At 69.3% G+C, this 24978-nt stretch carries 27 protein-coding genes, 2 tRNA genes and 2 pseudogenes; 7 read left to right on the top strand and 24 right to left on the bottom strand.

From position 1 onward, the window contains the following. From LIV37_RS22155 to LIV37_RS22140, 4 genes are all read left to right on the top strand, one after another. Positions 1-1614 carry a complex I subunit 4 family protein gene (locus LIV37_RS22155; protein WP_020869343.1) on the top strand — a complete coding sequence of 538 codons (1614 nt, stop codon included), beginning with the start codon at positions 1-3 and terminating at the stop codon, positions 1612-1614. Further along, the gene (locus LIV37_RS22150) at positions 1611-3170 is read left to right on the top strand and encodes an NADH-quinone oxidoreductase subunit N (RefSeq protein WP_020869342.1); all 1560 of its coding nucleotides are present in this window, start codon (positions 1611-1613) and stop codon (positions 3168-3170) included. The genes LIV37_RS22155 and LIV37_RS22150 overlap by 4 nt, the downstream gene beginning before the upstream one ends. A gap of 312 nt (positions 3171-3482) precedes the next feature. After that, entirely contained in the window at positions 3483-4349 is an 867-nt protein-coding gene (gene htpX / locus LIV37_RS22145) for a zinc metalloprotease HtpX (RefSeq protein WP_020869341.1), read from the top strand. Beyond that, the gene (locus LIV37_RS22140; RefSeq protein WP_020869340.1) at positions 4346-4738 is read left to right on the top strand and encodes a YccF domain-containing protein; all 393 of its coding nucleotides are present in this window, start codon (positions 4346-4348) and stop codon (positions 4736-4738) included. Before htpX ends, LIV37_RS22140 begins: the two co-directional genes overlap by 4 nt. Positions 4739-4828: 90 nt before the next feature. On the opposite strand, the gene LIV37_RS22135 is transcribed toward LIV37_RS22140, so the two are convergent. Then, entirely contained in the window at positions 4829-5317 is a 489-nt protein-coding gene (locus tag LIV37_RS22135) for a YajQ family cyclic di-GMP-binding protein (protein WP_020869339.1), read from the bottom strand. A gap of 189 nt (positions 5318-5506) precedes the next feature. Between LIV37_RS22135 and LIV37_RS22130 the strand changes: the two genes are divergently transcribed. Continuing rightward, a tRNA-Tyr gene (locus tag LIV37_RS22130) sits at positions 5507-5588 on the top strand. Positions 5589-5749: 161 nt separating this feature from the next. Here the strand turns inward: LIV37_RS22130 and LIV37_RS22125 are convergent. From LIV37_RS22125 to LIV37_RS22045, 19 genes and pseudogenes are all read right to left on the bottom strand, one after another. Beyond that, the gene (locus tag LIV37_RS22125; protein ID WP_020869338.1) at positions 5750-7114 is read right to left on the bottom strand and encodes a tyrosine-type recombinase/integrase; all 1365 of its coding nucleotides are present in this window, start codon (positions 7112-7114) and stop codon (positions 5750-5752) included. Between the two features lie 61 nt (positions 7115-7175). Then, entirely contained in the window at positions 7176-7364 is a 189-nt protein-coding gene (locus LIV37_RS22120; protein ID WP_014054113.1) for a helix-turn-helix transcriptional regulator, read from the bottom strand. Positions 7365-7824: 460 nt separating this feature from the next. Then, positions 7825-9300, bottom strand: coding sequence for a hypothetical protein (locus LIV37_RS22115; protein ID WP_020869337.1), 1476 nt, complete (start codon positions 9298-9300; stop codon positions 7825-7827). A gap of 2 nt (positions 9301-9302) precedes the next feature. Beyond that, entirely contained in the window at positions 9303-10196 is an 894-nt protein-coding gene (locus LIV37_RS22110; RefSeq protein WP_020869336.1) for a bifunctional DNA primase/polymerase, read from the bottom strand. Positions 10197-10282: 86 nt separating this feature from the next. Beyond that, on the bottom strand, positions 10283-10558 hold the full coding sequence (locus LIV37_RS22105) for a hypothetical protein (protein WP_020869335.1): 276 nt from the start codon (positions 10556-10558) through the stop codon (positions 10283-10285). Positions 10559-10582: 24 nt separating this feature from the next. Then, entirely contained in the window at positions 10583-10972 is a 390-nt protein-coding gene (locus LIV37_RS22100; protein ID WP_020869334.1) for an ASCH domain-containing protein, read from the bottom strand. A 37-nt stretch (positions 10973-11009) separates the two neighbouring features. Further along, positions 11010-11288, bottom strand: coding sequence for a hypothetical protein (locus LIV37_RS22095; RefSeq protein ID WP_020869333.1), 279 nt, complete (start codon positions 11286-11288; stop codon positions 11010-11012). Between the two features lie 13 nt (positions 11289-11301). Beyond that, positions 11302-11748, bottom strand: a complete 447-nt coding sequence (locus tag LIV37_RS22090; protein ID WP_020869332.1) for a hypothetical protein — start codon at positions 11746-11748, stop codon at positions 11302-11304. A 170-nt stretch (positions 11749-11918) separates the two neighbouring features. Continuing rightward, on the bottom strand, positions 11919-13946 hold the full coding sequence (gene traB / locus LIV37_RS22085) for a plasmid transfer protein TraB (RefSeq protein WP_121825336.1): 2028 nt from the start codon (positions 13944-13946) through the stop codon (positions 11919-11921). Positions 13947-14003: 57 nt separating this feature from the next. Then, positions 14004-14561 carry a plasmid transfer protein TraA gene (gene traA, locus LIV37_RS22080; protein ID WP_020869330.1) on the bottom strand — a complete coding sequence of 186 codons (558 nt, stop codon included), beginning with the start codon at positions 14559-14561 and terminating at the stop codon, positions 14004-14006. A gap of 17 nt (positions 14562-14578) precedes the next feature. Then, the gene (locus tag LIV37_RS22075; RefSeq protein ID WP_020869329.1) at positions 14579-15085 is read right to left on the bottom strand and encodes a hypothetical protein; all 507 of its coding nucleotides are present in this window, start codon (positions 15083-15085) and stop codon (positions 14579-14581) included. Positions 15086-15140: 55 nt separating this feature from the next. After that, positions 15141-15470 carry a hypothetical protein gene (locus LIV37_RS22070; RefSeq protein WP_020869328.1) on the bottom strand — a complete coding sequence of 110 codons (330 nt, stop codon included), beginning with the start codon at positions 15468-15470 and terminating at the stop codon, positions 15141-15143. Beyond that, positions 15467-15634 carry a hypothetical protein gene (locus tag LIV37_RS52115; protein ID WP_309471214.1) on the bottom strand — a complete coding sequence of 56 codons (168 nt, stop codon included), beginning with the start codon at positions 15632-15634 and terminating at the stop codon, positions 15467-15469. The genes LIV37_RS22070 and LIV37_RS52115 overlap by 4 nt, the downstream gene beginning before the upstream one ends. 23 nt (positions 15635-15657) lie before the next feature. After that, a complete protein-coding gene (locus LIV37_RS52110) occupies positions 15658-16230 on the bottom strand; it encodes a hypothetical protein (protein WP_309471213.1) in 573 nt (190 codons plus the stop codon). A gap of 58 nt (positions 16231-16288) precedes the next feature. Continuing rightward, a pseudogene (locus LIV37_RS52105) lies at positions 16289-16711 on the bottom strand (DNA cytosine methyltransferase); the annotation flags it as partial. Next, positions 16708-17586, bottom strand: coding sequence for a hypothetical protein (locus tag LIV37_RS22060; RefSeq protein ID WP_020869326.1), 879 nt, complete (start codon positions 17584-17586; stop codon positions 16708-16710). The gene LIV37_RS22060 and the pseudogene LIV37_RS52105, both read right to left, overlap by 4 nt. Then, a complete protein-coding gene (locus tag LIV37_RS22055) occupies positions 17583-17945 on the bottom strand; it encodes a hypothetical protein (protein WP_020869325.1) in 363 nt (120 codons plus the stop codon). Before LIV37_RS22055 ends, LIV37_RS22060 begins: the two co-directional genes overlap by 4 nt. Next, complete coding sequence (locus LIV37_RS22050) at positions 17942-18205, bottom strand: DUF6284 family protein (protein ID WP_020869324.1); 264 nt, start codon at positions 18203-18205, stop codon at positions 17942-17944. Before LIV37_RS22050 ends, LIV37_RS22055 begins: the two co-directional genes overlap by 4 nt. 687 nt (positions 18206-18892) lie before the next feature. Beyond that, positions 18893-19609, bottom strand: coding sequence for a GntR family transcriptional regulator (locus tag LIV37_RS22045; protein WP_020869323.1), 717 nt, complete (start codon positions 19607-19609; stop codon positions 18893-18895). 58 nt (positions 19610-19667) lie between these two features. Between LIV37_RS22045 and LIV37_RS22040 the strand changes: the two genes are divergently transcribed. Continuing rightward, positions 19668-20480 (top strand): class I SAM-dependent methyltransferase, encoded by an 813-nt coding sequence (locus tag LIV37_RS22040; protein ID WP_020869322.1) that lies wholly within the window; start codon positions 19668-19670, stop codon positions 20478-20480. Positions 20481-20692: 212 nt separating this feature from the next. Here the strand turns inward: LIV37_RS22040 and LIV37_RS22035 are convergent, their stop codons facing one another. Next, positions 20693-21316, bottom strand: coding sequence for a DUF4145 domain-containing protein (locus tag LIV37_RS22035; protein ID WP_158634894.1), 624 nt, complete (start codon positions 21314-21316; stop codon positions 20693-20695). Positions 21317-21617: 301 nt separating this feature from the next. Between LIV37_RS22035 and LIV37_RS22030 the strand changes: the two genes are divergently transcribed. Further along, positions 21618-21688: transfer RNA gene (locus LIV37_RS22030), tRNA-Tyr, on the top strand. 94 nt (positions 21689-21782) lie between these two features. On the opposite strand, the gene LIV37_RS22025 is transcribed toward LIV37_RS22030, so the two are convergent. The 3 genes and pseudogenes from LIV37_RS22025 to LIV37_RS22015 form a co-directional block, all read right to left on the bottom strand. Further along, positions 21783-22073, bottom strand: coding sequence for an ANTAR domain-containing protein (locus LIV37_RS22025; RefSeq protein ID WP_121825338.1), 291 nt, complete (start codon positions 22071-22073; stop codon positions 21783-21785). 153 nt (positions 22074-22226) lie between these two features. Beyond that, on the bottom strand, positions 22227-23180 hold the full coding sequence (locus LIV37_RS22020; protein WP_020869320.1) for a helix-turn-helix transcriptional regulator: 954 nt from the start codon (positions 23178-23180) through the stop codon (positions 22227-22229). Between the two features lie 220 nt (positions 23181-23400). Then, positions 23401-24930, bottom strand: a pseudogene (locus LIV37_RS22015) (glycoside hydrolase family 30 protein); the annotation flags it as partial. Positions 24931-24978: the final 48 nt, after the last annotated feature.

Below are 24978 nucleotides of genomic sequence, written 5' to 3'. Positions count from 1 at the left end.
GTGAACCACATCGTCCAGCAACTCCTCCTCGCCGCCCTGGTCGTGCTCCCCCTGCTCGGCTCCGTCGCCGCCCTGCTCCCGGCCCCGCCCGGGCTGCGCGGCCGCGGACCCGACCAGGCCGTCATGCGCCACGGCGTGACCGTCACCGGCGTGGTGCTCGCCGCCGCCATCGCCCTGGCCGCCGGATTCGACCACGACCACCCGGCCAGGATGCAGGCCCAGACCGACATCGGCTGGATCCCGGCCCTGGACATCCGCATCCACCTCGGCGTGGACGGCGTCTCGCTGCCGCTGCTCGTGCTGACCGCGCTGCTGACCTTCCTCAGCGCGCTCTACGCCTACTTCAACCGGCCCTCCGGGCCGTCCCCCAAAGCCTTCGTGGCGCTGCTGCTCCTCCTGGAGTCCGGCACCCTGGCCAGCTTCGCGGTGCTGGACCTGATGCTGTTCTTCCTGGCGTTCGAGATGGTCCTCATCCCGATGTACTTCCTCATCAACCGGTGGGGAGGCGCCGAACGCGAGCGCGCCGCCTGGCGGTTCATCCTCTACACGCTGCTCGGCTCCGTCGTCATGCTGCTCGGCCTCCTCCTCGTCGGGCTCAAGGGCGGCACCTTCGACATGGTGGCACTCGCCACCACTGCGTCTGATAGCGCCTCCGGCGCGGGCGGCGGGAAGCTCAGCCACACCACCCAGCTCATCGCGGCCCTCGCCATCATCGTCGGACTCGCCGTCAAGGCCCCGATGTGGCCGCTGCACAGCTGGCTCCCGGACGCCCACACCGCCGCGCCCACCGTGGGCTCGGTGCTGCTGGCGGGCGTGCTGCTCAAGATGGGCACGTACGGCCTCGTCCGCATCGTGCTGCCGATGACCCCCGACGCGGCCCACACCTACGCGCCCTACCTCGCCGCGTTCGCCGTGGTCGGCATCATCTACGGATCCCTCGCCTGCCTCGCCTTGGCCCGCACCGGCGCCAAGGGCGACCTCAAGCGGCTGATCGCCTTCTCCTCCGTCGGCCATATGGGCTTCGTGCTGCTGGGCATCGCGACCCTCACCCCCACCGGCGTGAACGGCGCGCTCTTCGCCAACATCGCCCACGGCCTGATCACCGGACTGCTCTTCTTCCTCGTCGGCGCCCTCAAGGACCGCTCCGGCACCACCGACCTCGACCAGCTCTCGGGCACCAGCGGAGCCGCCCTCTACGGCAGGGCGCCGCGCCTCGGCGGGCTGCTCGCCTTCGGCGCCGTGGCCTCCCTGGGGCTGCCCGGACTCGCCGGGTTCTGGGGCGAGATGCTCGCCATGTTCGGCGCCTTCGACCCCGCAGACGGGCTCAGCCGCCCGGCGTATCTCACCTATATGGCGCTCGCAGCCTTCGGCACCCTGCTCACCGCCGCCTACATGCTCATCGTCGTACGGCGCGTCTGCATGGGCGACCATCCGGTCGAGCCCGGCACCGGGACCGAGGCCGACCGGCCCGCCCTGGCCGACGTCCACGGCCATGAATTCGCCGCCTGGAGCCCCCTGGTGGCCCTCACCGTCCTCGCCGGACTGTGGCCCGCGGCCCTCCTCGGCCTCACCGACCCGGCCGTGCAGCAGCTCCTCGCGGGAGGCACCCGATGACTCCGAACGCCTCGAGCCTCGCCACGAGCCTCGTCCAGTCCGTCGACTGGCTCGCCGTCGCACCGCCCACCATCGCCGCCCTGGCCGCCCTCGCCGTCCTCGTCGCGGACCTCTTCCTGCCCGAGCGCAGGAAGCACCTGCTGGGCTGGGGAGCGATAGCGGGACTGGCCCTGGCCGCGCTCGCCCTGCTGCCGCTGCTGGACGGCGACCGCTCCACCTTCTGCCTGACCACCGGCGCCCACGCGTGCAGCTACACGGCCGACACGTTCGCGCTCGTCATCCAGTTCCTGGTGCTCGGCGGGGCGCTGCTCACCGCGCTGCTGTCCTTCAGCTCTCTCGACGATCTCAAACTCCCCGCGGGCGAGTTCTGGTTCCTGCTGCTGTCCTCCGCCTCAGGGGCCGCCCTGCTGCCCGCCTCCCGCGATCTGGCCACCCTGGTCATCGCCCTCGAAGTGGCCTCGCTCCCGGCCTTCGCCCTCGTGGGCCTGCGCCGCGGCGACCGCCTCTCCTCCGAGGCCGCGCTCAAGTTCTTCCTCTCCTCGGTCACCGCGACCGCCGTGATGCTGCTCGGCGTCAGCTTCGTCTACGCCGCCACCGGCAGCCTCCACCTGTCCCGGATCGCCGACGCCCTCACCCATGTCGACCCGCGGCTGGACACGCTCGCCCAGGCGGGCGTCGTGCTCACGCTGGTCGGCTTCGCGTTCAAGACCGCCGCCGTGCCCTTCCACTTCTGGGTGCCCGACACCTATGCCGGCGCGCCGGTGCCCGTCGCGGCGTATCTGTCCGTTGTCGGTAAGGCGGTCGGGTTCTCCGGCCTCATCCTGGTGACCGTCCTCGCCTTCCCCTCCTACGCCGATGTGTGGGGCCCGGCCGTCGCGGTCCTGGCCGCCCTCACCATGACCGCGGGGAACGCCGCGGCGCTGCGCCAGCGCCCGGAGCGCTCCTTCAGCGCCGTACGGCTGCTCGCGTGGTCCTCCGTCGCCCAGGCGGGCTATCTGCTGGTCCCGATCGCCGCCGCCGGTTACGCCGACTCCGACCAGGACGCGTCCCGCGCCATCGGCTCCACGGTCGCGTACGCCCTGATGTATGCGGTCGTGAACCTCGGCGCCTTCGCCGTGGCCGCCCTGGTGGCCCGTACGAGCCCGGCCAACCGGCTCACCGACTACCGCGGCCTGTACGCGGCCCGCCCGGCCGCCGCCCTGGCCCTTGGCTTCTTCCTGCTGTGCCTGGCCGGGCTGCCCCCGGGCGTCATCGGCCTCTTCGCCAAGGTGACCGTCTTCTCGGCGGCGGTGGACGCGGGGCTGGGCTGGCTCGCGGTGGTGATGGCGCTGAACGTGGTGATGGCGCTGTACTACTACCTCCAGTGGACGACGGTGCTCTTCCGCACCTCGGAGCCCGCCGCGGAGACGGAGCCCGTGCCCGCCGCCGGAGCGGCCGTCACCCGCCCCCGCGCCGTCCCCCTTACGGCCGCCATCGCCCTCACCGCGGCCGCCGGCATCGCCCTCTCCGGCGCCCCGCAACTCGTACTGCGATTCGCCTCGAGCGCCCTGCTGTAACCGCGTACCGCGCAACCGTCCCCGCGGGCACCGTCCACCTGCGGGCCCGTGCGCCCGGTCCGCCGCGCGCCGCGCCCGTCTTACGGCCCCCCTAGACCTCGCCGCGGCCGCCGGCATCTGCGCCCCGCAACTCGTACTGCGATTCGCCTCGAGCGCCCTGCTGTAAGCACCCGCGCGGGCCCTCCGGGTCCGCGCCCATGTGCACAAGGGAACTGGTGCCCTTCGCCTGGCGTTGACTTTTTCAGGAGGGTCCACTGGAAGGTGGAGACACCAGGCAAAGGGTTCCCCTGCGGCACATCGGGAGGGCACACCGTGCACCGCCGGCACAACGGGCTGAAGACCGCCGTACTCCTCGGTGGTCTGTCCGCGCTCATCATCGTCATCGGCAGCCTCTTCGGCCGTACCGGACTGATCATCGCGGTGATCGTCGCACTCGGGACCAACGCGTACGCCTACTGGAACAGTGACAAGCTGGCCCTGCGCGCGATGCGCGCCCGCCCCGTCAGCGAGTTCGAGGCGCCAGGGCTGTACCGGATAGTGCGCGAGCTCTCCACGGCCGCGCGCCAGCCGATGCCCCGGCTCTACATCTCCCCGACCGAGGCCCCCAACGCCTTCGCCACCGGCCGCAACCCGCGTAACGCGGCGGTGTGCTGCACCGACGGCATTCTGCGGCTGCTGGACGAGCGCGAGCTGCGCGGGGTCATCGGCCATGAGCTCAGCCATGTCTACAACCGCGACATCCTGATCTCCTCGATCGCGGGCGCGCTCGCCAGCGTCGTCATGTTCCTGGTGAACTTCGCCTGGCTGATCCCCATGGGCCGGTCCGACGACGACGATGGCCCCGGCTTCCTCGGCATGCTGCTGATCATGCTCCTCGGCCCGCTCGCGGCCTCCATCATCCAGCTCGCCGTGAGCCGCTCCCGCGAGTACGAGGCGGATGCCTCCGGCGCCCAGCTCACCGGCGACCCCCTGGCCCTCGCCAGCGCCCTGCGCAAGCTGGAAGCGGGCACCAAGCAGCTTCCGCTGCCGCCCGAGCCCCGTCTGGAGACCGCCAGCCACCTGATGATCGCCAACCCTTTCCGCGCCGGTGAGGGCATGGCAAAGCTCTTCTCCACCCACCCGCCCATGCGGGAGCGCATCGCCCGCCTCGAACAGATGGCAGGAGGCCGCCGACCGTGAAAACGCTCCTGAACCTGATCTGGCTGGTCCTCTCCGGCATCTGGATGGCGATCCTCTATCTCCTCGCCGGGGTCCTGCTCTTCGTCACGATCATCGGCATCCCCTTCGCGATCGGCTCCTGGCGCATCGCGGGCTTCGCCCTGTGGCCCTTCGGCCGCACCGCCGTCCCCCGCCACGACGCCGGAGCCCCCTCCTGCGTCGGCAATGTCCTCTGGCTCGTCCTCGCGGGCTGGTGGCTGGCGCTCGGCCACCTCATCACCGGCGTCGCCCTCTGCGTCACGATCATCGGCATCCCCCTGGGGCTGGCCAACTTCAAGCTGATCCCGATCTCCCTGGCCCCCCTGGGCCACGAAATCGTCCCCACCGACCAGCCCTTCGCCCACCGCTGACCGGGCACACCGACAGCACCGGGACGCCGACCACACCAGGGGCGGCACGGCCATGCCGCGCCGCCCCTGCCGCACCGGTCCGGCCGCCGCCTACCGGTAGTTGACGAACTGCACCGCGAAGTCGAGGTCCTTGCCCTTGATCAGGGCGATCACGGTCTGAAGGTCGTCCCGGCTCTTGGAGGTCACCCGCAGCTCTTCGCCCTGCACCTGCGCCTTGACGCCCTTGGGCCCCTCGTCGCGGATGATCTTGGCGACCTTCTTCGCGTTCTCCTGCGAGATCCCCTCCTGCAGCGAGGCGAAGATCTTGTACTCCTTGCCCGACGCCTGCGGCTCGCCCGCGTCCAGGGCCTTCAGCGAGATCCCGCGCTTCACCAGCTTGGACTGGAAGACGTCGAGGATCGCCTTGACCCGCTCCTCGGAGTTGGCTCGCATCTCGATCCGCTCGCCCGACCACGCGATGGAGGCGCCGACGTTCTTGAAGTCGTAACGCTGGGAGATCTCGCGGCTCGCCTGGTTCAGAGCGTTGTCGACCTCCTGCCGCTCGACCTTCGAGACGATGTCGAAACTGGAGTCGGCCATCTTGAGTTGGCTCCTCGTACGTAGATCCGTCAGTGGCACGGCCCAGCGGACCGCTCCGGCCAGCCTAGCGATCTCGGCCATGACCGAGCGGCGATCAACCGGGTGGCGAAGCACCCCCGCACATCAGGTATTGTTTACGTCGTTGCCAGGGAGCAGCACCGCGAGAGCGGGGCGCCTGGCCACATCCCAGGCGGTGTGCCCGAGTGGCCAATGGGAGCGGACTGTAAATCCGTCGGCTTAGCCTACCCAGGTTCGAATCCTGGCGCCGCCACACGTGGGAAACGGCCCCTGAGCTGCGGAAACGCAGCCGGGGGCCGTTCGCGTTTGCGGACGGGGCTCACGCCCGGAATGGTGGGGAATATCCCAGACTGTCTCACTCGATTTCGCGTGTTGACCAGCGCGTGTGGGACATCTGTGGGACGGAGATTCCGATCACTTCCAGGTCTTCAGTGCCTTGTCGATGCGAGCGTTCGCCATGGTGGTCGCTCCGTCGAGGCACTTCGCGTAGACCTTCAGCAGGACGGCCACGGTGTGGCCGGCGCGGCGCGCGACCTCCATGGGGTCCACTCCAGAGTTCAGCCAGAGGGACACGCACGCGTGACGCAGGTCGTAGGGGCGGGCGGCCAGTGCCGAAGCCTGCTGCTCCGCCGTGAGCACCTGCTTGCGGGCCCGCGCCCAGACCTCCCCATAGCCGCTCTCCTGCACAAGACCACCCCGGGCGGTCTGGAACAGCCGACCGTCGGGGGCCGTGCCATACATCACCAGGTGATCCCGCAGCATCGTCACCAGGTCCGGCGGGATCGGAACCGATCGCACCTCCTTCCTCGGGCGCCGCTTCAGCCCGCGCTCGTCGTGTGCGGTCCCGGAGTCCGTCCAGGAACTCCCGACACGCGGCCGGGAGCCGTCGAGGCGCAGCGTCCCCCAGCCCGTGGCGGGAAGGTCGCAGTTCGCGCGCCGTAGCCACACGGCCTCACCGGGGCGCATGCCCGCGTGGTAGAGACAGCCGAAGAACGCCCGGAGATGCTTACCCCGGTCGCCCTGCTCGGCGACGGCGTCAAGCAGGCGGCGCGCCTGCCGGGGGTTCACCACGGCCCCGGGGTCCACCTGCTCCACCGAATCCGGGATGGTCCACTGCACCTGGGGGAGCGGGTTTGTGGTGAGCCGCCGTGCCTCCACGGCGAAGCCCAGGGCGTTATGGAAGATCGCGCGCTTGCGGCGGATCACGGACGCTGCGGCGTGCTCGCCGTCGAGGCGCAGCGTGAACGCGGTGAGCACCTTCCGCAGGAGCAGGGGGTCATCCAGCGCGCTCACGGGCACCGTGTTCCGTTCCACCCACGTGAGAATGCGTTCCACGTCCGTGGGCGGGTCCTCCTTCCAGCGGTTCATGTTGAACGCCCAGCTGTAGAGGGCCCGGCGGAGTTCCCGCGCGTCGGGCATTCCGCGACGGGTGGTGACCAGGGCCGGGGTGGCGCTCGCCATGGCTTCGGCCAGGGTGGTGCGCGTCTTGGCGGGGGCGGCTGGCCATTTCATCTCGATGTAGTCGCGTGCGTGCTGGTACCAGCTCACATCGTTGAGCTTCCGTAGCTCGGACAGTGGCAGGCCGGTGACCTCGTCAAACGCCTCACCCTTGTTGACGGCCATGAGAAGTTCGGCCCGGCGGCCGTCGGCCTGAGTCTTGGTGGCAAAGCTCTCGGAGTGGGGGGTATTGCCGACCTTCCAGCGGAGTTCCGCTGTGGTCCGCCGCAGGTCCTTCCGCTGTCGTACGGCCCAGATGCGGACATTGAACGTGTGCGCCACGTGGTTCCTTCCATGCAGAAGGGGACCGACCGCGGCGCGGCCGGTCCCCTTCGGGTGTGGATCAGTAAGCGGGGGAGTCGAGGTCTCGCCACCACGCGTCGAGGTCGCTACGACGGACGCGAAGGTGGCCGTTCGGGAGCTTGATGAGCTTCGGAGCCTTGCCGCGGGCGCGCATGCGGTAGAAGGCGGCGCGGCTCATCTTGATCTCTTTGAGGACGTCGGGGAGCTTGAGCTTGTCGTCGCGTGCCACGCGTTCGACTCCTTCGCTCTGATGGCGGGGTCTTTGGGCCTTCCAGGGGGCGCGTCTGTCCGAAGCGCGGATTTCTGCGTCATTGCGTCATCAGCGTCATTGGCGCTTTTGACCTGCGGTTTTGTGTGACGCAGCGACCAGGGGGTGCGTCATCTGCGTGTCATGGGCTGCGTCATCGGGTGACGCAGATGACGCAGGATGACGCAGAGGTTGCCGTCTGCGTCATGCCTGTATCCGCAGGTCAGGTGCCATTTTCCCGTCTGCGTGACGCAGATGACGCAGCGTCTTCCCTCTTAGGACAAAAGAGGGGGTGTCTGTTGTAGTTCGGTGCGCCTTACAGCGTGAAGAAGGAGCCGCTGCGCGGCGCGACCATCGGGCGGCGTTCCGCCGAACAGCAAGAGGAGCACGCCGTTAGCGTGGTGCTCCTCTTGCTGTTCGGGACCGAGCGCGTGGTCGCGGGTCAGAACACCGGCTTCTGCTCGTGTGGGGGCGGGGCCGGTTGGCGGGTCATTTCGAGGTAGCGGCCTTCGCTGGTGCGGCCCCAGTCGATGAGGACGCCACGGGCGGCAAGGGTCGGCTGGAGGCGTTTGAGGCGGTCGGAGAACACCTTTCCCGTGGTCGGCCACCCCTTGGGCGGGGGACGTAGTTCGTCGCCGCTGTAGAGGCGACTGAGGCAGTGCAGCCACTCGGTGGAGGTCATCCGCTGCGCCGCGCCCGCCTCCATGGTGTCCGCATGCCTGAGAACGGTCTGCGCCAGAAGGTCGCCCTCGATCACGTCGTCGTTCAGGTCGTCCAGACTGGCCCGGTACGCGGCGAGCGCCCCGAGACCGGTAGCCGCATCGAGCTGCGCACATAGGTGCGCGAAGTCCGCCATCCGCAGATCGGTGGGGGTCTCTGCCTCCGCTGCGCGGACCTTGACTGTGAGGTCCAGGAGAGACCCGAGAACGACGGGCAGAACTTCCGCGTACTCCGTCCACAGCTCAGCTTCGGTGCGCCGGACGCGGGGCCGCTCCAGACGCAGGGGCAGGAGCCGTTCCGCGAGGTCGGGCCGGATGACGCCCACGTCGATGCCGGTCAGCAGGAGGGGGCGGCGGTAGCGGGCGCGGAAAACGTCCCCGTCGGTGAACAGGGCGCGTTTGACGTTCTCGGCTCCGGTGACGATGCAGCACATGGCGTCGGACAGGTCCGGGGTCATGTGGGAGAGGTTGTCCAGGGCGGTGACCCATCCGGCCGCCACGGCCGCGATCAGGTTTTCCTCGTCCTTCGGAGCGCGGCGCAGGTCGCCGCTCATGCCCTCGATGATCCTCACGAGCATCCGCCCGCCGGTGGACTTGCCCGCGCCCTGGGGGCCGGTGAGGAACGGGGCGGGAACGGGGACGGATGGCCCGAGGCAGCCGATGAGCCAGGCGATGGCCAAGCATTCGGTCTCCGCGTTGGCGAAGTTGCACAGCCGCAACAGGAGATCGATGCCCTTGCCGTCGGTGTCCTTGGCGGGCAGGGGCAGCTCCCCTGTGAGCTGAGTGCGACGCCAGCACACCTCGCGCGGGTCGGGGATGGCGATGTCCCAGCCGGTGGGGTGGATACGGACCGACTGCCCGTCGTTGCGGCCCAGGTCCAGCCAGGTCGCTCCGTCGAGTCCTGGCGCGACGCGGATATGGACAGGCTGCACGTCTTCCGTCAGCGCGAGCGCTTCGATCAAGTCCAACGCCTCCTTGAGCGCGGTCCCGGTGAACACGCCCCGCCCGTCCCTGAACAGGCCCACCATGAGTTCCTGGCGGTGACTTCCCGTGGTGCCCTGAGAGCGGATCGGACGGGCCACAGGGTGGCTGTTCTTCTGCGCGTACACGGTCCCGTCGGCGGTGCGGAAGTACCGGAAGTGCGCCTGCGCGTAGTCGGTGATGACCTCGCGGGCCGGGGTCTTTTCGTCGTCGGACATCGCTACAGCCCCAACGTGGTAAGGGCGTTGGTCCACGCGTCGGTGCAGTGCCGGGGGGATTCGCCCTTGGCCTGTGCGGCGGTGAACAGTCGCGCGATGTGGGCCTCGGTGAGGCAGCCGCACCGGCCGTGGGTGGAGAGCACGGCGAGGAAGGTGCGGTAGACGGTGGTGTGGATCGCGCTGGTGGCCTCGGTGATGCGCTGCTCGGCCATGGCGATGCCACGGTCCAGGTAGGTGGGCGTGCGGTGAGGGCAGGCCCCTTCCCCGGCCGGTGCGGGTACGGCGATGGATTGTGGGGCCGACCGGACCGTGGAGGGCTCTTTCACGGCCAGCGCACGCACGATGTCCGGCAGGGCCGTCATGGTGCCGGTGCCGGGACCGAGCCACCGGGCGTAGGCCATCGTGGACTTGATGTCGACACCGTCACGGACGGCGTTCACCGACCGCATGGCGCCTCGGTAGATCCAGTGCTCACCGCGAGTCGTCGGCACGATCCGGGTGGCGGGCAGGGTCTCCCGGGCCCATGCGACGGCTGCGGTGTCGTCGAGGTCCACCACGGTCAGCCCGGCGCCCCCGGGGTGGTAGGCGACCGTTACGGCCTCCCGCCACGCCGACGCCCACGCGGGCGAGGCGATGACGGACAGGTCGGCGGTGGCGGCAGCCCACGCGTGGCAGGGATCGGGGCACTGGCAGTTGCCAGCGTCCTTCATGTTCGGCCGCCCGCCACAGACGGCCCTGCCCGTCCGAGCGTCCTTCGCGCAGGTGCGGCAGTTCCCGAACGGGACCTTGCCCCTGCGCAGGGGCAGCACCGGCAGACCGGTCGCGGCCAGCTCCAGCGCGGTCCGCAGGGGTGACAAGGCGGGAGGGTCTCGCCGGATGACGGCGGATTGGGTCATGCTGGATGCCTCCAGTTCTATTGAGAGCGCTGGGAGACCGGGCGGCCCCGATTCATTGGCGTGAGAGGGGGCCGCCCCGGGCGTGTCTAGAACGGGGACTCGGCCCACGGGTCGACGTCGGGGTCCTGCCGACGCAGCCACCGGGGGCGGCGCGGGAGGGGAAGCAAGGTCCAGCGGCGGGTCTCGTCCCAGCAGGGGCAGCGCTCCCAGTCGGTGCCCGCGTATTCGCCGGTCTCATAGTCGCCGTAGTCGTGAGCAGTGCCGCCGTCCCCGTCGCAGTCGGGACAGTCGGGGCGGGGGGTGTCGGTGAGGACGAGCGCGCGGCGGGGCCAGGTCGTGTGCTGGATGCGGAGCCGGGTCATGCGGCATTCCTCGTTTCGTGGTGATCAGGCGGTGCGGATGGCCTGGACCGCCACTCCGGGGGTCCAGAGACGTTGTGCGCCGCGGCAGGGCACCGGTTCGGTGAGCGGCTGGACGTCGGTGAGCTGCCAGTGATGGCCGCGGGCATCGCCCCATGGGGCACAGCAGCCATCGGCGCGGTGGTGCCCGGCCAGGACGGCGGTGGCGATGATGGCTCCGCGGGCGTCGGGCCAGTTGTCGAGTGCCTTCCAGTCGGTGATGACGAAGCGGGCCGTGGGGTCGAAGGTCTTGCCCGCGTGGATGAGGATGGTGCTGCCCACGGCCGCGGCGGGCGGGGTCCAGGAGCGGTTTTCGATGCGCTTGCCGCCGTAGGCGATGGCGTCGGCCCACGGCTGATGCACGGTCAGTGCTTTCACAGCCACTCCCTGATGGCTTTGGCGGATGCGCGGACGGTCAGGTGGTGGGGAAGTGGACGCTCATGGCGTCCGGGCCGGGCTTGGGGGTGCGCTTTCCGGCCGCCTCATGGACGGTTTCGTGTGCCGGGTCGGTGACGGTGTCGCAGACGAGTCGGCCGTCGGGGCTGAGGGTCCATCCGTCGTCGCCGAAGGTCTCGGTCATGTATTGGACGGCGTCTTCCGGGCTGTCCAGGTGGGGGGTGAAGCCGTCGTAGTCGGTGGTGGCGCCGCAGAGGTCGCATACGGCGATGTAGCAGATGACCAGGCGCGTTGCCATGGAGATCTCCTGACTAGGTGTGGAAGTGGTTGCGCTTGATGACTGCCTTGCGGATGTTGACCGTGGTCCCGTGGCTGGAGCGGTTCGCGCTGAAGATCTGCACGGCGATCCAGCCGCCGAAGATGACCGCGGCGAGGATGATGAGCTGGTGGATGAACGCGGCGAGCGCGGCGATGAACGCGGTGAGCAGAAACAGCCCACCGCAGACCGCGGCGAACCCGATCCCGCCGAGGGCGATGTTCACCGCTGCGTGGGAGATGACGGGTTTGGCCGTGACGGGCTCAGGCTTGACCGGCTCAATGGCGTAGCCGGTGATGACCCGCCCGTCCGGTAGCACGACGCTTTGCACCTGGGCCGCCGCGCCCGGCTGCACATGCACCAGGGGCGCGGCGGTCGGGTGCGGGGTGATGGGTTGGGGGTGGTGGACTTCGACGGCCGTGGGCCGGTTGAGGTGGGTCATCGCGAATCCCTCCGGGATGCCCGCGGGCCCGCGCCGGGAGAGGGCGCGGGCCCGCGGGGATCGGGGTGTCAGGCTCGGGTGTCAGGGGTGTCACGCAGTGGTGTCACGGGTTTCTGACAGCGGGTTTGCCTAGGGGTTTGGGTGTCAGGCGCCCGTGACGGTGTCAGGCGTCAGGCGGCCGTCAGGGCGGGGATGATGCGCCACCGGCCGGTGGTGTTGGTCGCCTCCAGTCGGCCCGCCATGGCGGCTTCCTTGAGCCGCTCGGAGACCCAGGGGCGGGAGAGGTTGTTCCGGTCGCACCAGTCCATGAAGTCCTTCGGACCGACGACCATCTCTCCTGCGTCCTCGAACTCCTCCAGTGCCTGAGCGAAGAGCTGCCGGGCCTCGGCCGGAGAGGGCTTGCGGCCGGTGGTCTGCCCAAAGATCGGGGCGTCGTCGCCCTCCTCCGCGTCGGGCAGTTCCTCCTCCGGGTCGATCCCGGAGTCTTCGGGGTCGACCAGCAGGCCGCCGTGGTTCATGTCGTCTTCCTCCTCGACCGCCCGCAGCGTCGTCGGCTGCGGGGCGCTGTCGTCGGTGTCGGTGGTGCGGCCGGTGTAGGCGCGGCCGGCGACACCGGAGACCGCTCCGGCGGTGACCGGGTCGGCGTGGGCACCGTTGTGCTGCGCCCACGCGGCGAGGCGTTCCATGACCGGCACGGCCCGGATGGTGAAGCGCCGGGTACGGCCCGGGGAGGGGTACCGGTCCTCATCGATGCCGGGCGAGACGACGTAGCAGTAGCCGGGGCGCCGGTTGCCCCACGCTCCGGGGTGGGCGCCCGCGTCGATGACCGTCTCCGGCAGGGAGAACCCTTCATCGCGCGGGTCGCAGCCGAGCGCGATCACGGACGGCAGGGATGCGCGGGTGGAGGTGGACATCTGGTCGTAGGAGGGCCGCTGGAGCGAGACCACCAGCGAGATGCCCGCCGAGCGGGCTTCCTGGGCGATGCCGGTGAAGGTGTCGTCGCCCAGGTTGCGCAGGGTGTTGGCGGCCTCCTCGAACCAGGCGACCAGGAACGGCATGCCGGGGCAGCCGCAGGCGCGGCCGTCGCTGCGGCAGGTGTGCTCCGGGTCGTTCTGCACCTCGGCGGCTTCCGGGACCCACTGCCGGTAGCTGTGGGCACCCAGCCAGCGAGTGCGGGCGGGGATGGCTGCCTCGACGCCCGCCACCATGACCTCTGTCTGCGTGCCGCCCTCGGCATCCCAGTCCAGCCCTGCCCGGAGCGGGGCGAAGTCCTGGAACGCCTTGGGGTCGGAGAACCACACGATCGCGTCCCGGCGGGACAGGATCTCCGTCAGCACGTTCAGTGCGGTGTCGCCCTTGCCGGAGCCGGTGCCGCCCGCGATGAGCAGGTGGGTGGAGTTGCGGCCGGTCTCCGGGTCGCCGGGCAGCCACATCACCAGCTCGGCGCCGTCGTCGTAGCGGCCGATGACCAGCGGCTCGGCGATCGAGCCACCCAGGTTCGACGGCCCTTCCCACTCCACCACCTCCGAGAGCATGTCTTCCGGCACGATGACCAGGTCTCCGCGGCGTTCGGAGTCCGGGTCGGGGGTGTAGCGCACGGCGGACTTCGGCAGGTCCAGCGCGGATGCGATCCGTGCCAGTGCCTTGGTGACGTCGTCGTTGGTCTGCTCTCCGGGCTCCAGCGCGACCGGTGCGGTGACCCGGTTGGGCTCCACCTTCGCGGTGCCGATCTGCGCCCGCGCCAGCCCCACCTTCTCCAGCAGGCCCTTGTCCGAGCCTTCCCCTGCCCCATCGGTGTCGTTGCGGCGCATGGCCATGCGCACGTTCCACGACAGCGCCACACCGGGCCCGCCCATGAGGTAGACGTCATCGATCGGGCCGGTGGTCGGTCCGGCCAGGCAGGCGGCGGTGAGCCAGGCCGACCCGGCGGCTACGGTGATGGCTGAGTGGAGGCGGCGCTGTTTGCCGGTGGTGCGGCCGACCCACCAGGTGGTGCCGGTCAGGGCCACGGACGCCAGGGTCAGCCCGACCCCGGCCCCTGCGCTGTTGGCCCACCGCTCGTGTCCGAGGGCCCCGGCCAGGCCCGCACCGGCGACGCCGAGCCACGGGGGGAGGTGGGGCTTGACGCGGTGCAGCAGGTATCCGCTGATGCTGCCCCCGCCGGATCCGCCGCGCGGGTCCATGGTGTAGCTACTCATACCGTCGTGGTGGTAGGTGGTCACCCTGTTGTTGCGGGTCATGGCCGCACCTCCTTCTTACTGCTGGGTGAAGTCCATGCGCGGCTGCTGGGGGCGCCGGGCACGGTGACGGACGCGGTTGATCTCTTCCTCGTACTGCTGCTGGAAGGTGGCGTAGGCGGCCGCGGCGTTCTTGGCCGCATCCCGCAGCGCATCCGCCGACTTCTGGAGCTTCCGGGCCACCTTCTGCGCCCGGATGCGGGAGCCGAACGTCTTGCCCTCCGGGTCCGGCACCGCGGCCAGCACGCCCTTGAGGATTTCGGCACCCATGGCCACCTCGATGGACAGCGTGACGGCCGCCGCGCGGATGCTGTTGCAGTAGAACCGCACCTGCGCCGGGGAGCCGAACTCTGGGGAAGGCAGCAGGGCTTCGGAGTGCGGCCGGGCACCGCCAGCGTGGTTCTTGCTGCGGTTGTTGTTGACCGTGACGTTGATCGGCGGGACGAACGAGCCGCCCATCGCGCCGACGAACCCGCCCGCCGCGGCGCCCGCGTTGGCGAACTTGTTCCCTTTGCCGTTGTCCGCGCGGCCGTTGGTGGGCCGGTGCGGGCGCTGGCCGTTGGTGTGCTGAGCCATCAGGCGGTCCCCTTATGTCAGTTGGCGGTGCGGCGGACGATGAGCCAGGTGGTCTGTGCGGCGATCAGGTTCAGCAGCCACCACAGCTCCAGCGGACCGGCCAGGGGACCGAACCCCGCGGCGGATGCGGCCCAGGCGATCCCGGAGGTGCCGAGTAGGGCCGCCGCTATGCGCAAGCCCCACACCGACCCGTTGGCGGCCGGGCGACGGCGCTGCGCGATGCCCAGCCACAGCAGCGGGCCCGCGGCGGCGGGGGCGAGCACCAGGGCGGACCACCACGCCATCACGTGCAGGAGCGCGGTGATGGGCAGGGCCAGCACGCCGAGGGCGAGCGGGGCGAGGGCGCGGCGGTGCTTCCACAGCCACCGCGCCGCGGCGTCCAGGGCCAGGCGGGTCAGGGTCGGGCGTTCGGGGATCACGACCACGAACGGGTCAGCGGAGCGGCGTCCGCGCTGGCGCGGGATACGAACGGTGGTGACGCCCGCCGCGGTCTTCACGGTGCGGGCACGGGTACGGCTGGACACAGCGAATCTCCTTGGTCGGAGTGAAGTCCGGGTTTGCGCAGGTCAGGCGGGGCGGTCAGAACAGCCCGGCTTGCTGCGGAGGCGTGATGTTGCGTGCTGCTGCGGTGGCGCGGCGGCGGGCTGCGGTGTGGCAGTCCGGGCACCAGGCCCGCAGGTCCCCAGGCGGCAGCTTGGTCGCGGCGAGAGTGGGGCTGAGCGGGTCGGCCGGGGCCGCGATCAGGTGGACGGGGCCGCGGTGCTTGCTGGCGTGCTGGTCGTGCTCGCGCGGGCAGCGGCCCTTGCCCTTGGCGTGGGCGTTGCCGCACTGGCCGGTGCACTGGCAGCGGTAACCGGCCGCTTCCATCACCGGCCGCCACATGGTGGCGTAGACGATGGGCTCAGTCATGCTGCCGCTCCCGCCCTGTGGTCCTGGTCCGCGGCCATCCGGGCGGCGAGGTGACGGAGCCCGGTGATGGCCTGGAGCGGGAGGACGCCGTTGCCGAGGGCTTTGAGCTGCGCGGTCCGGGACAGGCCCGGGACCTCGGTGACGTGACCGGCGGCCAGGCCCATCAGCCACTCGACAAAGGGCGGGTTCAGCCGTCCCAGAGCGTCAGTTGGCCGGGGTGCGGGGCGGCCGATGACCGCTTCCCACCGTGCGATGGCCGGTCCGTACTCGCCCCAATCTGGTGCGCTGCTGAAGGGAGCGTCAGGTCCCCCTTGCTGCCCCGTTGGTTCGGGCCGCCCTTGGTCCCGTCCGTGGCCCGCGGTGTCGGCAGCAGCTGCCCGCTGAAGACCACATCCGAGAGCGTCCAGCCCGGGGTCACGTTCGGGTTGTCCGTCTTCCGGCCAGCCGTGGCGTTCCTGGTTCCCTTCGCGTCGCCCGCCATCGGTGTCGCCAGGAGACTGGCCACCTCGGCGGCCAGGGACTTGCCGTGGGTCCCGGCTTCCTGCGATGGGGTGCGTTTGGTCTGCCGGTTCTCGCTCGCCGAGGCCCGCGGGGTGGGCAGCAGCGCGATCCGGGCCCGTAGCGTGTCGTTGCGGTTCCCGTCCGGCCTGCCCGGCCCCGTCGCCTCCGATGTCGAGGGCGTGGGCAGCAGGGAAGCGACGTTCGGCAGATTGTCCGGGTAACCCCTGCCCTTCGCGTCCCTGGCCCGGGGTGTGGGCAAGCCGGGCGAGGAGGAACAGCCGCTTGCGCTGGTGGGCTGCGCCGACTTCGTCCGCGCGAAGAGTGCACCACTCCGCATCGAACCCGATGGCGGCAAGGTCGGCGAGGACGGTGTCGAATCCAAGGGAAAGGTGCCCTGCGACGTTCTCAAAGACCGCGTAACGGGGTCGAAGAACGCCAAGGGCACGGGCGATATGGGGCCAGATGTGCCGGGCATCAGCGGTTCCCTTCCTCTTGCCCGCGCTGCTGAACGGCTGGCACGGATACCCGCCGCACAGGATGTCGACCGGCTCCACGTCCTCCCAGCGCACGGCCGTGATGTCGCCCAGGTTCGGCACCTGGGGGTGGTGATGGGCCAGGATGCGGGCCGCGCCGGGGTCGTTGTCTGCGACCCAGGCCAGAGACCCGCCGAACACCTTCTGCACCGCCTTATCCAGCCCGCCGTAGCCGGTGCATACCGAACCGGTTCGCAGCCCGCTCATGCCACCGCCGCCTCGGCTACGCGGTCGTGGCCGGCGGTCTCGGGGTCGGATGACTGGTCCCGAAGTCGGCTGTAGACCTTGTGGACGTAGGAGGTGGAACGGGTGGACTTCCGGGCTGCCTCGGGGATCGAGTCGCCCAACATCCAGCAGGTGCGGATGACCCTCAGCGCCTCCTGCGCGGTCAGTTTCTCCGCTTCCCCGTGGTCGCCCTCATCTCGGGTGGATACCGGGGGAACGGTGAGGGGGAAGACCTTGCGGTCACCGCAGATGACCAGCGGCGACGACTCTACGGCGACTGCTGCCGGTTCGGGAGTCGGGGCCGGGGCAAGCGGGGTGGTGACCGGGGTGGATGGCGGGTGGACGGAGCCGGTTTCCACCTGCGTGCTGGCCGCTTCCACCTCAGCGCGAAGTTCCGCGATTTTGCCGAGGATCGCGCGGCGGTAGTGGGTGATCGCTTCGGCCAGGACGATCAGGAGGACAGGGGGGATGGAGTGGAGCACCAGCCCCGCCGGATCCACCTGCCGGGGAACGCCGAACGCGCTCTCCTCCGGCCACAGCGAGCCCCAGCAGTTCATGACCCACGTGCCCAGACCCGCGAACCAGCGGAGCCCCGAGGCCCAGCCAGAGGGGTTCACGCCGTACTCGGACAACCGGCCGTCCACGATCAGAACGGCCCCGAGAGCGACCGCGACCATGGGGTCCAGCAGCCAGGCGATCCAGGGTGATACCTCGTGCTGGATGGCGAACATCGTGACGTTGGTCGCGGTGAACGCGAGCGCCACCAGGGCCACCAGCACCAGGACCGTCGTCAGCCCCGACTGGAGCCGGTTCAGCGCGGCGATCTGGGTCCGCGGCGGGGCGGACCTGCCGTTCATCGGACGTCCCTCCCCGCGGCCGTAGCCGGGGCGAGGACATCGCCGTAGGCGACCAGGCGCAGCTCGGCACCCGCGTAGTCGGTGGTCAGGGACAGGGCACGGGTTTGGCCGCCGCCCTGCTCCCGGCAGTCCACCGCGTCCGGGGCGATACCCAGGGCGTCACGCCATGTCTCGAAGTCAGTCAGGCCGTCGTGAAACGACAGCTTCAACTGGTTCGGGTAGATGGTGGACACGTGCGCACACGGTGCGGGCAGGTGCCCGAAGTCCGCAGCCAGCAGGCGCAGCGCCCGCAACGGCACGGCCAGCTCATCGAGCGTCAACGGCACGGCCAGCTCGTGGAGCGTCAGCGCGTCGTTCACGCCCCCACCCCCGTCACCGGGGCGACCTGGTTGGTCAGCTCCAGCCGGGCGGCCAGCACCTTGCGGCGAGCCCGGCGCAGACGGCGCGTGTCCAGCTCGGACGCGGGCCGGTCAAGCAGGCTGATCTGCACGTCCAGCAACTCGACTTCCGCCTCGATGAGCGGCGTTTCGTACGCGATGGCGTCCAGCTCCGCGGCGGTCGGCTCGCGGTCGGACAGGTCGGCGGTAACAACCGCCTGAAGTGCACCGATGTTTTTCATGGGTCGTGGTTCCTTCCAAGGTGGGACGGCCCGAACGCGGCGCCGGTGCTGCAACACCGGCGCCGCTCACCCGCCCGGAGTCCGGTAGGTCCGGCTCCCCACGCCCCGCCCGTGCGGCGCCGCACGCGGCGGCCCGGACGGACGGAGGAGGCAACCGGCCGCAGCGCTAGCCGCTGCGATGGCAGGAAGAAGGGGGACCGGATTGTTCGTCGGCGGAAGACGCCGCGAACCGGGGTGACGCACAGGCGCCGCCGTGCCGGTCGATCACGGCGGCGCCCAGGTATGTCGTTGGCTGTGCACGGCGCCTCCTTGCGCGGAAGCGGACGTGGACAGGTCTCCTTCGAGGTGGGCCGCGCCCGTATCAGGTAGCGCGGCCATGACCTCGTGTAGGCGTATGGAGACATGACCTTTCGGTCTAAGCCCTCCGGTTAATGACAAGGCGCCGGGTCGCCTCCCCCCGTCCAACGCGGGGCTCCTGGTCGTGCATGGCGAAGCAGCCCCGCCCCGAGGGGGTTCGGGCTGGCTTGCGGCCACATCCATAGACTGGACCGGTGGACCGGTCCAGTCAACCTCTTCGGGTGAGATTCGGTCACGGCTTATCGCATCTGCGCTGGTGAGAGCCACTTTTTGGGGAAGAAAAAAGCTGGACCGGCGGACCGGTCCAGCTCCTTCTGTGGTGCGTGACGGCTACATCTCGTAGGTCTCTTCCCGCTCATAGAGAGGGCCCGGCGTGACCCCTTCCTCGCAGACCAGCGGGCGCCCCTCTTGGTCGTATGCCGTGTGCAGCACAACGGCCACCGGGGTTGGGTCCGACAGCCCCAAGTGCTCCGCTTCGACCTCCGTCGCCAGGCGCACGGTGGTGACGTCCGCCCCCTCCACGGGGAACCGGCCGGTCTGCCGACGCACGTACCGCGTCGTTCCCTCCGCGATGGGGGCAGTCTGGGCGAGGCGGGGCGCCGCCTCCGCCACCTCGGGCGGGAACCACGCCACCGCGTAGCTGTGGGGGCTCCCGTCGGGAAGCTGCATCACGCGCACACGGCGAAGTGCCTCCGCGTCGCCGTCCATCCGAAGCGCCTCGGCCACGTGCGCCGGAGGTGCCGCCCAGTCAGGGGCGCCCACGCGAAGGAACGGCATGCCGCCGGTCACGCGCGCCGAACCGGCCCGGCGCCCGCCCGCCGGCCGCGCCTTGGGGGTCTCGGTGACGATGAACCCCGTGCCCTGCCTGGCCTCCACCACGCCGTCGTTTCGCAGCACGTCCATGGCCTTGATGGCAGTAGCCCGTGACACGGACCACTGCTCAGCCAGATCCCGCCCCGATGGGACGATCTCGCCCGGCTCGAACTCACCCGCTGCGATCCGGGACCGCAGTGATTCCGCGATTTCCTCGTACTTCAGCAGCGCCATGGCTCCCCTTGTCAGGTCCGTACTGGACTGGTCCACCGGTACACAGGATACTGCCCTTATGCCGAAACCAGAGCTGGCCCTAGCACCGGAGATCGAACACTTCTACTCACAGGTCATCGACGAGAACGTCCGGCTGAGCATGTCGGCAGACGGGCGACTGGAACTCATCCGCACCCAGGAGATCCTGCGCCGTTTCCTCCCACCGGCCCCGGCGCGCGTCTTCGACGTGGGGGGAGGGACGGGGGTGCACGCACGGTGGCTTGTCGAAGACGGCTACAAGGTCGAGCTCATCGACCCCGTGGCCCGGCACGTCGAGCAGGCGGCGGCCATCTGTCCCGCATCGCAGGGCGACGCGCGTGCACTGGACGCGGCAGACGCCAGTTATGACGTCGTGCAGCTCCTCGGCCCGCTCTACCATCTGCCCGATCCGGAAGACCGGCGCCAGGCCCTCTCGGAGGCTCGGCGCGTGGTGAAGCCCGGGGGGCTGGTCGCCGCGGCGGGCATCAACCGGTACGCCTCGCTCTTCGAGCACGTCAGCTATGCCCACCTGCACACCGACCGGCTAAAGGCGGCCATCTCCAAGATCCTCAGCACCGCCGTGCATGACGGTAAAGGCTTCACCCTGGCCTACTTCCACCGTGCCGAAGAACTCGCCGACGAACTGCGTGCGGCGGGACTGACCGACGTCGAGGTGTTCGGGATCGAGGGCCCCGCGTGGTCGTTGCTCAAGGCAGTAGAGCAGCAGCCCGGGGAAGGGCCTACGGACGAGCTGTTCGCCTCCGCGCTGACAGCCGCGCGAATGGCTGAGCCCTACCCTGAGCTATTGGCCGCCAGCTCCCACCTACTGGCGGTCGGGAAAGCGCCGATGTAATCCGGGCTGCCCGACGGTCCTTCTTTCTTTCTGGGCATAGTGATACGGTCGCCCCGACTACCCAGTCTTGAATGCTTGGGTGTCGCCCCGCGAGCGAAACGGCCCCTGGGTTGCGAAACGCAGCAGGGGGCCGTACTCGTTAGTGGGTGGAGCAGAGCTGCCTCGCTTCGTAATTGAGCTTTGTCCCAGCAGTTAAAGCTCTGGTGAAGACCTCATGAGGAGGCTTTGGCAGCCTGACGCCTGGCGGCGCGGGCCGCCGCCATACGTGCACGCTGTGTTGGTTGCACGTAAAGAACAAACACGGCCTCGTTGATCAGCTCGGCAATGTCCGCGATCTCCTCTGAGGAATACGCCAAGCCATCATGAACGGCATCGTTTCCGACGACTCTTGCCTCATGGAAGGCGTCCACGATGTTCTGTGGTACGCCCTGGGCGGCTAGGGAGGTTATCCGGGCATGCAGGTTATTTCCCGTAGCGCCTTGCTCTTTAGTGATCTGCTCCACGACTGCCCGATAGCCGACACCTGCTAGCCGGTAAGCTCCCGACGTCTCGGCGAGTGCCGCTTCTCTGAATATCTCGCGTACCAATGGCGGCGCATCCGAAGACATCCGGCGCGGCTGCGGCTCTGGCTCCGGGTATACCTGTATTAGTTCGGTGGTCTCGTAACGGGAGTTGGAATCTATCTTCGCCGGATTCACTACTTCCCACAAGAATAGGCAGTTACCCGAACAGTAGTCGCAGGTTAGCTTGACGGTGAAGAGTGTGAGTTTTCGCTTTTTGCCGCTTTCGAACGTTTGGGTCAAATCTTGAAGATTCTGTCGCTCGACTATCTGCATTGATGTATTCATCGCGCAGTGGGGGCAGCGTAAATAGACTTGGCGCTTGCCGAGCCGAAATGCATATCCTCTTTCGGCCGGGAGCTCGATTTCTGGGAGCTGATCAGGTAATGCACGCACAGTCGGACAGTAGCCCACCGTCCTTCTTCAGTCACGTGATTTCAGCAACCCTCACCGCGTAGGTGCGAGGCGAACACCGGAGTGCGTGACTACCGGTAGAGCCGACAGGGATCCTTCTGCCCCGAGTAGCTGTGGGACGGGCGTGGGGCTGTCTGGTTTACATGTGGCGTTTCCACTGGTGGGAGGCGTACAGACGCGCGGTCTGTAAATCCGTCGGCTTAGCCTACCCAGGTTCGAATCCTGGCGCCGCCACGCCAAAGAAACGGCCCCTGAACTGCGGAGACGCGGTCGGGGGCCGTTTTCGTTCAGGGGCGGGTTCGGGGGCGGACGGGGTCGGCGGCCTGCGTCAGGCGCGGGCCAGGGCCGCTTCCAGGGCCTGCTGGATGTCCTGGGGGAGCCGGCCGGAGTACGGCCACTGGACGATCTGCTCGGCGATCAGCCGCACCTTGGTGTTGGTGTTCTGGGACACCGTCCTGAGGACGTCCCAGCCCTGGTCCGGAAGCAGACGGCCGTGAGTGATGACCATGCCGATCGCCTGGTCGATGACGGCGTGGGAGACCAGCGCCTGCCGCAGCTGCCCGACCTCCTTCTCCAGACCGGCGATCTTCTTGAGCAGGTCATCCCTCTCGATCGCCACGTACTGCCTTTCGATCGGGAAGTGGGCCGCGGCGTCAATGGGCAATGCCGCAGCTGTCCACTCTCCAGAGGTCGGCCGGTCCGTGGCGATCCGGCAAACGCACGTCCCGGCGCCTCGCGGGACAGAAAACGAAGGCGAGGGCGGCGCGGGTGGTCAGCCGCGCAGCGTGGCGCTCGGGGTGGTGCGGTAGGTCTCGCGGTACAGGGCGGCGAAGCGGGCCGGGTGGAAGAAGCCCCAGCGGGTGGCGATGTCCGTCACCGTGGCGGTCTCGGGGGCGGCGGTCACCAGGTCGTGGTGCGCGTATGCCAGGCGTACCCGGCGGACGTATGCCATCGGCGTGGTGCCGAGGTGTCTGCGGAAGGCGTGCTGCAGGGCGCGGATGCTGACGTGCGCGGCGGCCACGATGTCGGCGACGGTGAGGGGCTCATCGGCGTGGTCGTCGATGTGGCTGAGGGCGCGCTGGAGCGTGCCGGGGTGGGCGTCGTTGCGGTCGGACGCGGTGGGGTCGGTGAGCGCGGTGTTGGGGAAGGCCGTCAGCACGCTGCCGGCCAGGAGCTGGCTGACGGTGGCCCTGATCAGCGGCTGGCCGGCGATGGCGGGGTCGGCCAGGGCGTGGTCGCGCACATAGCTGATGGTGCGCCGCAGGTGTCCGGCGGCGGCCGCGGAGTGCGGCCGGTGCCCGGTCAGCCGGACCGGCTGCGGGGTGCGCTGGTCGACGGTGGCGGCGACCTGGCTGAGCAGGGTGGGGTCGAGCATGGTGATGTTGTAGCGGGCGTTGCGGATCCGGCCCGAGTAGGGAAGGTCCGGCGGGGCGAAGGACACCACGTCACCGCAGCCGAAGGAGTCCTCGGTACCGGGGAAGACATGGTCCTCGATGGTGCCGGTGTGGACGACGCACAGGCAGATCCTGCCGCGCGGGCTGACGGAGTAGCTCATCTCGAAGTCGAGATCGAGCTCGTCCACGGTGATCGATTCGATGGTGTCGCGCCGGATCCGTGCCCGGTTCGCGCTCGGGGTGCTGCTGCCGATGCGCATTTTGGCGTAGGCCTTGCTGAGGAAGTCCTCGGTTCTCTCCAGGTCGTCACTGTCGAAGACCAGCGTGCTCATGGCGACCTCGCCCTCCGGTGATCAAGCGATATCGTCCTGGAGCACACATTACGGGCTGCTGACGCCGAGTCTCGCACTGCCGCCGTACGGGCGGCCGTCCGCGGTGGCGCGTCCAGGCTCGAATCCTGGCGCAGCCACGCCGAAGAAATGGCCCCTGAGCTCCGGAACGTGGTCAGGGGCCATTGGCGTGCGGGCAGGGCCGGTACCGGCGCCGCGCTTACGACTGGTTGCCGGTCCAGGTGAAGGTGGCGGAGGCCCCGGCGGGGAGCTGGTGGGTGAAGGACTGGCTGCCCCAGTTGACCTTCAGCGTCTGCTGGCCGCCGGTGTCGTTGTAGGCGATCAGCGCTTTGGAGCCGTCAGGGTTCTTCCAGGCCACGTTCGGGACGGCCGAGCCGGCGGTGGAGTCGATGCGGTGGGCGCCCGGCTTCACGAACTTCGTGAGGTGGCCCATCGTGTAGTACTCGACGGTGTAGTCGACCTTGCCGCTCTGGCTGTCGCCGTTGTGCACGGTGACCAGGCCGGTGCAGGTGGAGCAGCCGCCGTTGTGGGGGCCCTTGTTCTGATCGACCGCGAGGCTCCACTTGATCCAGCTCTTGCCCCAGTTGCGGGTGTAGTCGATCAGGTTGTGCATGTCCTCCTTCTGCTGGTTGGCGATCCAGGTGCCGCCGGAGTGTTCGGTGTCGAAGGCGTCCACGTCGGGGTACTGGTTGTGGACGGTCGTCTGCTCGCGGACGTCGCCGCCGTAGCCGTGCCAGGCGATACCGCCGAAGTTGGGGTGGTTGCGGATGGCGGCGTCGTCCACGACGGGCGCGCCGTAACCCGACCACTGGTCCCAGTTCCAGTCGAGGGCGAGCACCTTGGTGTTCAGGCCCGCGTTCGCCAGCTTGGGCAGCAGCTCGCTTTTGGTGAAGTAGTTGAGTCCGGAACCGTTCCACTGCATCGACGGGTAGCCGCCGCAGCAGGTGGGCTCGTTCTGCACGGTCACGTAGTCGATCGGCACCCCGCGGTTCTTGTACTCCTGGAGGTACCTCACGAAGTAGTTCGCGTAGGTGCCGTAGTACTGAGCCTCCAGCCAACCCTGGTTGAGCTGGTCGTTGTCCTTCATCCAGGCGGGGGCGGTCCACGGCGAGGCCATGACCTTCAGAGCCGGGTTGAGCTGCTTGGCCCGCTGGGTCAGTGGCAGGACATCGGCCAGGTCGTGGCTGATCGAGAAGCTGGCGAGGCCGGGGTCGGTCTGTCCGGCCGGTACGTCGTCGAAGGTGTAGCCGAAACGGGCGAGGTCGGAGCCGCCCATCGGGTTTCGCAGGAAGCTCACACCGATGCCGTCGGTGGGGGAGAAGAGCTTGCGCATCACCTCGTCGCGGGTGCCCTGGCTCAGCGCGCCGCTGCTGTTGAACAGCCATGCCGCGGTGTCCGTGAACGATGCGCCCGCGCCCGAGAACTCCTGGTACGTCCGGGTCTCGTCGACCGTGACGTTGCCCCCGCCGCCAGTCGTGAACGTGATGGGCGTCTGCCGCTCCAGGCCCTTGACGACGTTACGGCCGTCGGAGCCGGAGGTGGTGGTCAGGTAGACGTTGACGGTCTCGCCCGCCGATGCCGAGCCGGTGCGGGCCGCCTGGGCGCCTGCCGGAGCGGTCGGCCAGGGGCCGACGGCCACCGCGACCGCCGCGAGAGCGCCCACCAGCGTGGAGCGGAGAGTGATGGGTCTTGTCGTGAGTCTTGTCAGGGCCCTGACAGGTCTGGGTCTCATGAGAGTCCATGCCTTCCTGTGGCGGGACAGGGGCGGCCGGTGCGGTCA

It is taken from the genome of Streptomyces rapamycinicus NRRL 5491, assembly GCF_024298965.1.
Lineage (GTDB): Bacteria > Actinomycetota > Actinomycetes > Streptomycetales > Streptomycetaceae > Streptomyces > Streptomyces rapamycinicus.
Note: the sequence above shows the minus strand (reverse complement) of the source record. Positions and strands in the feature narration are given on the sequence as shown.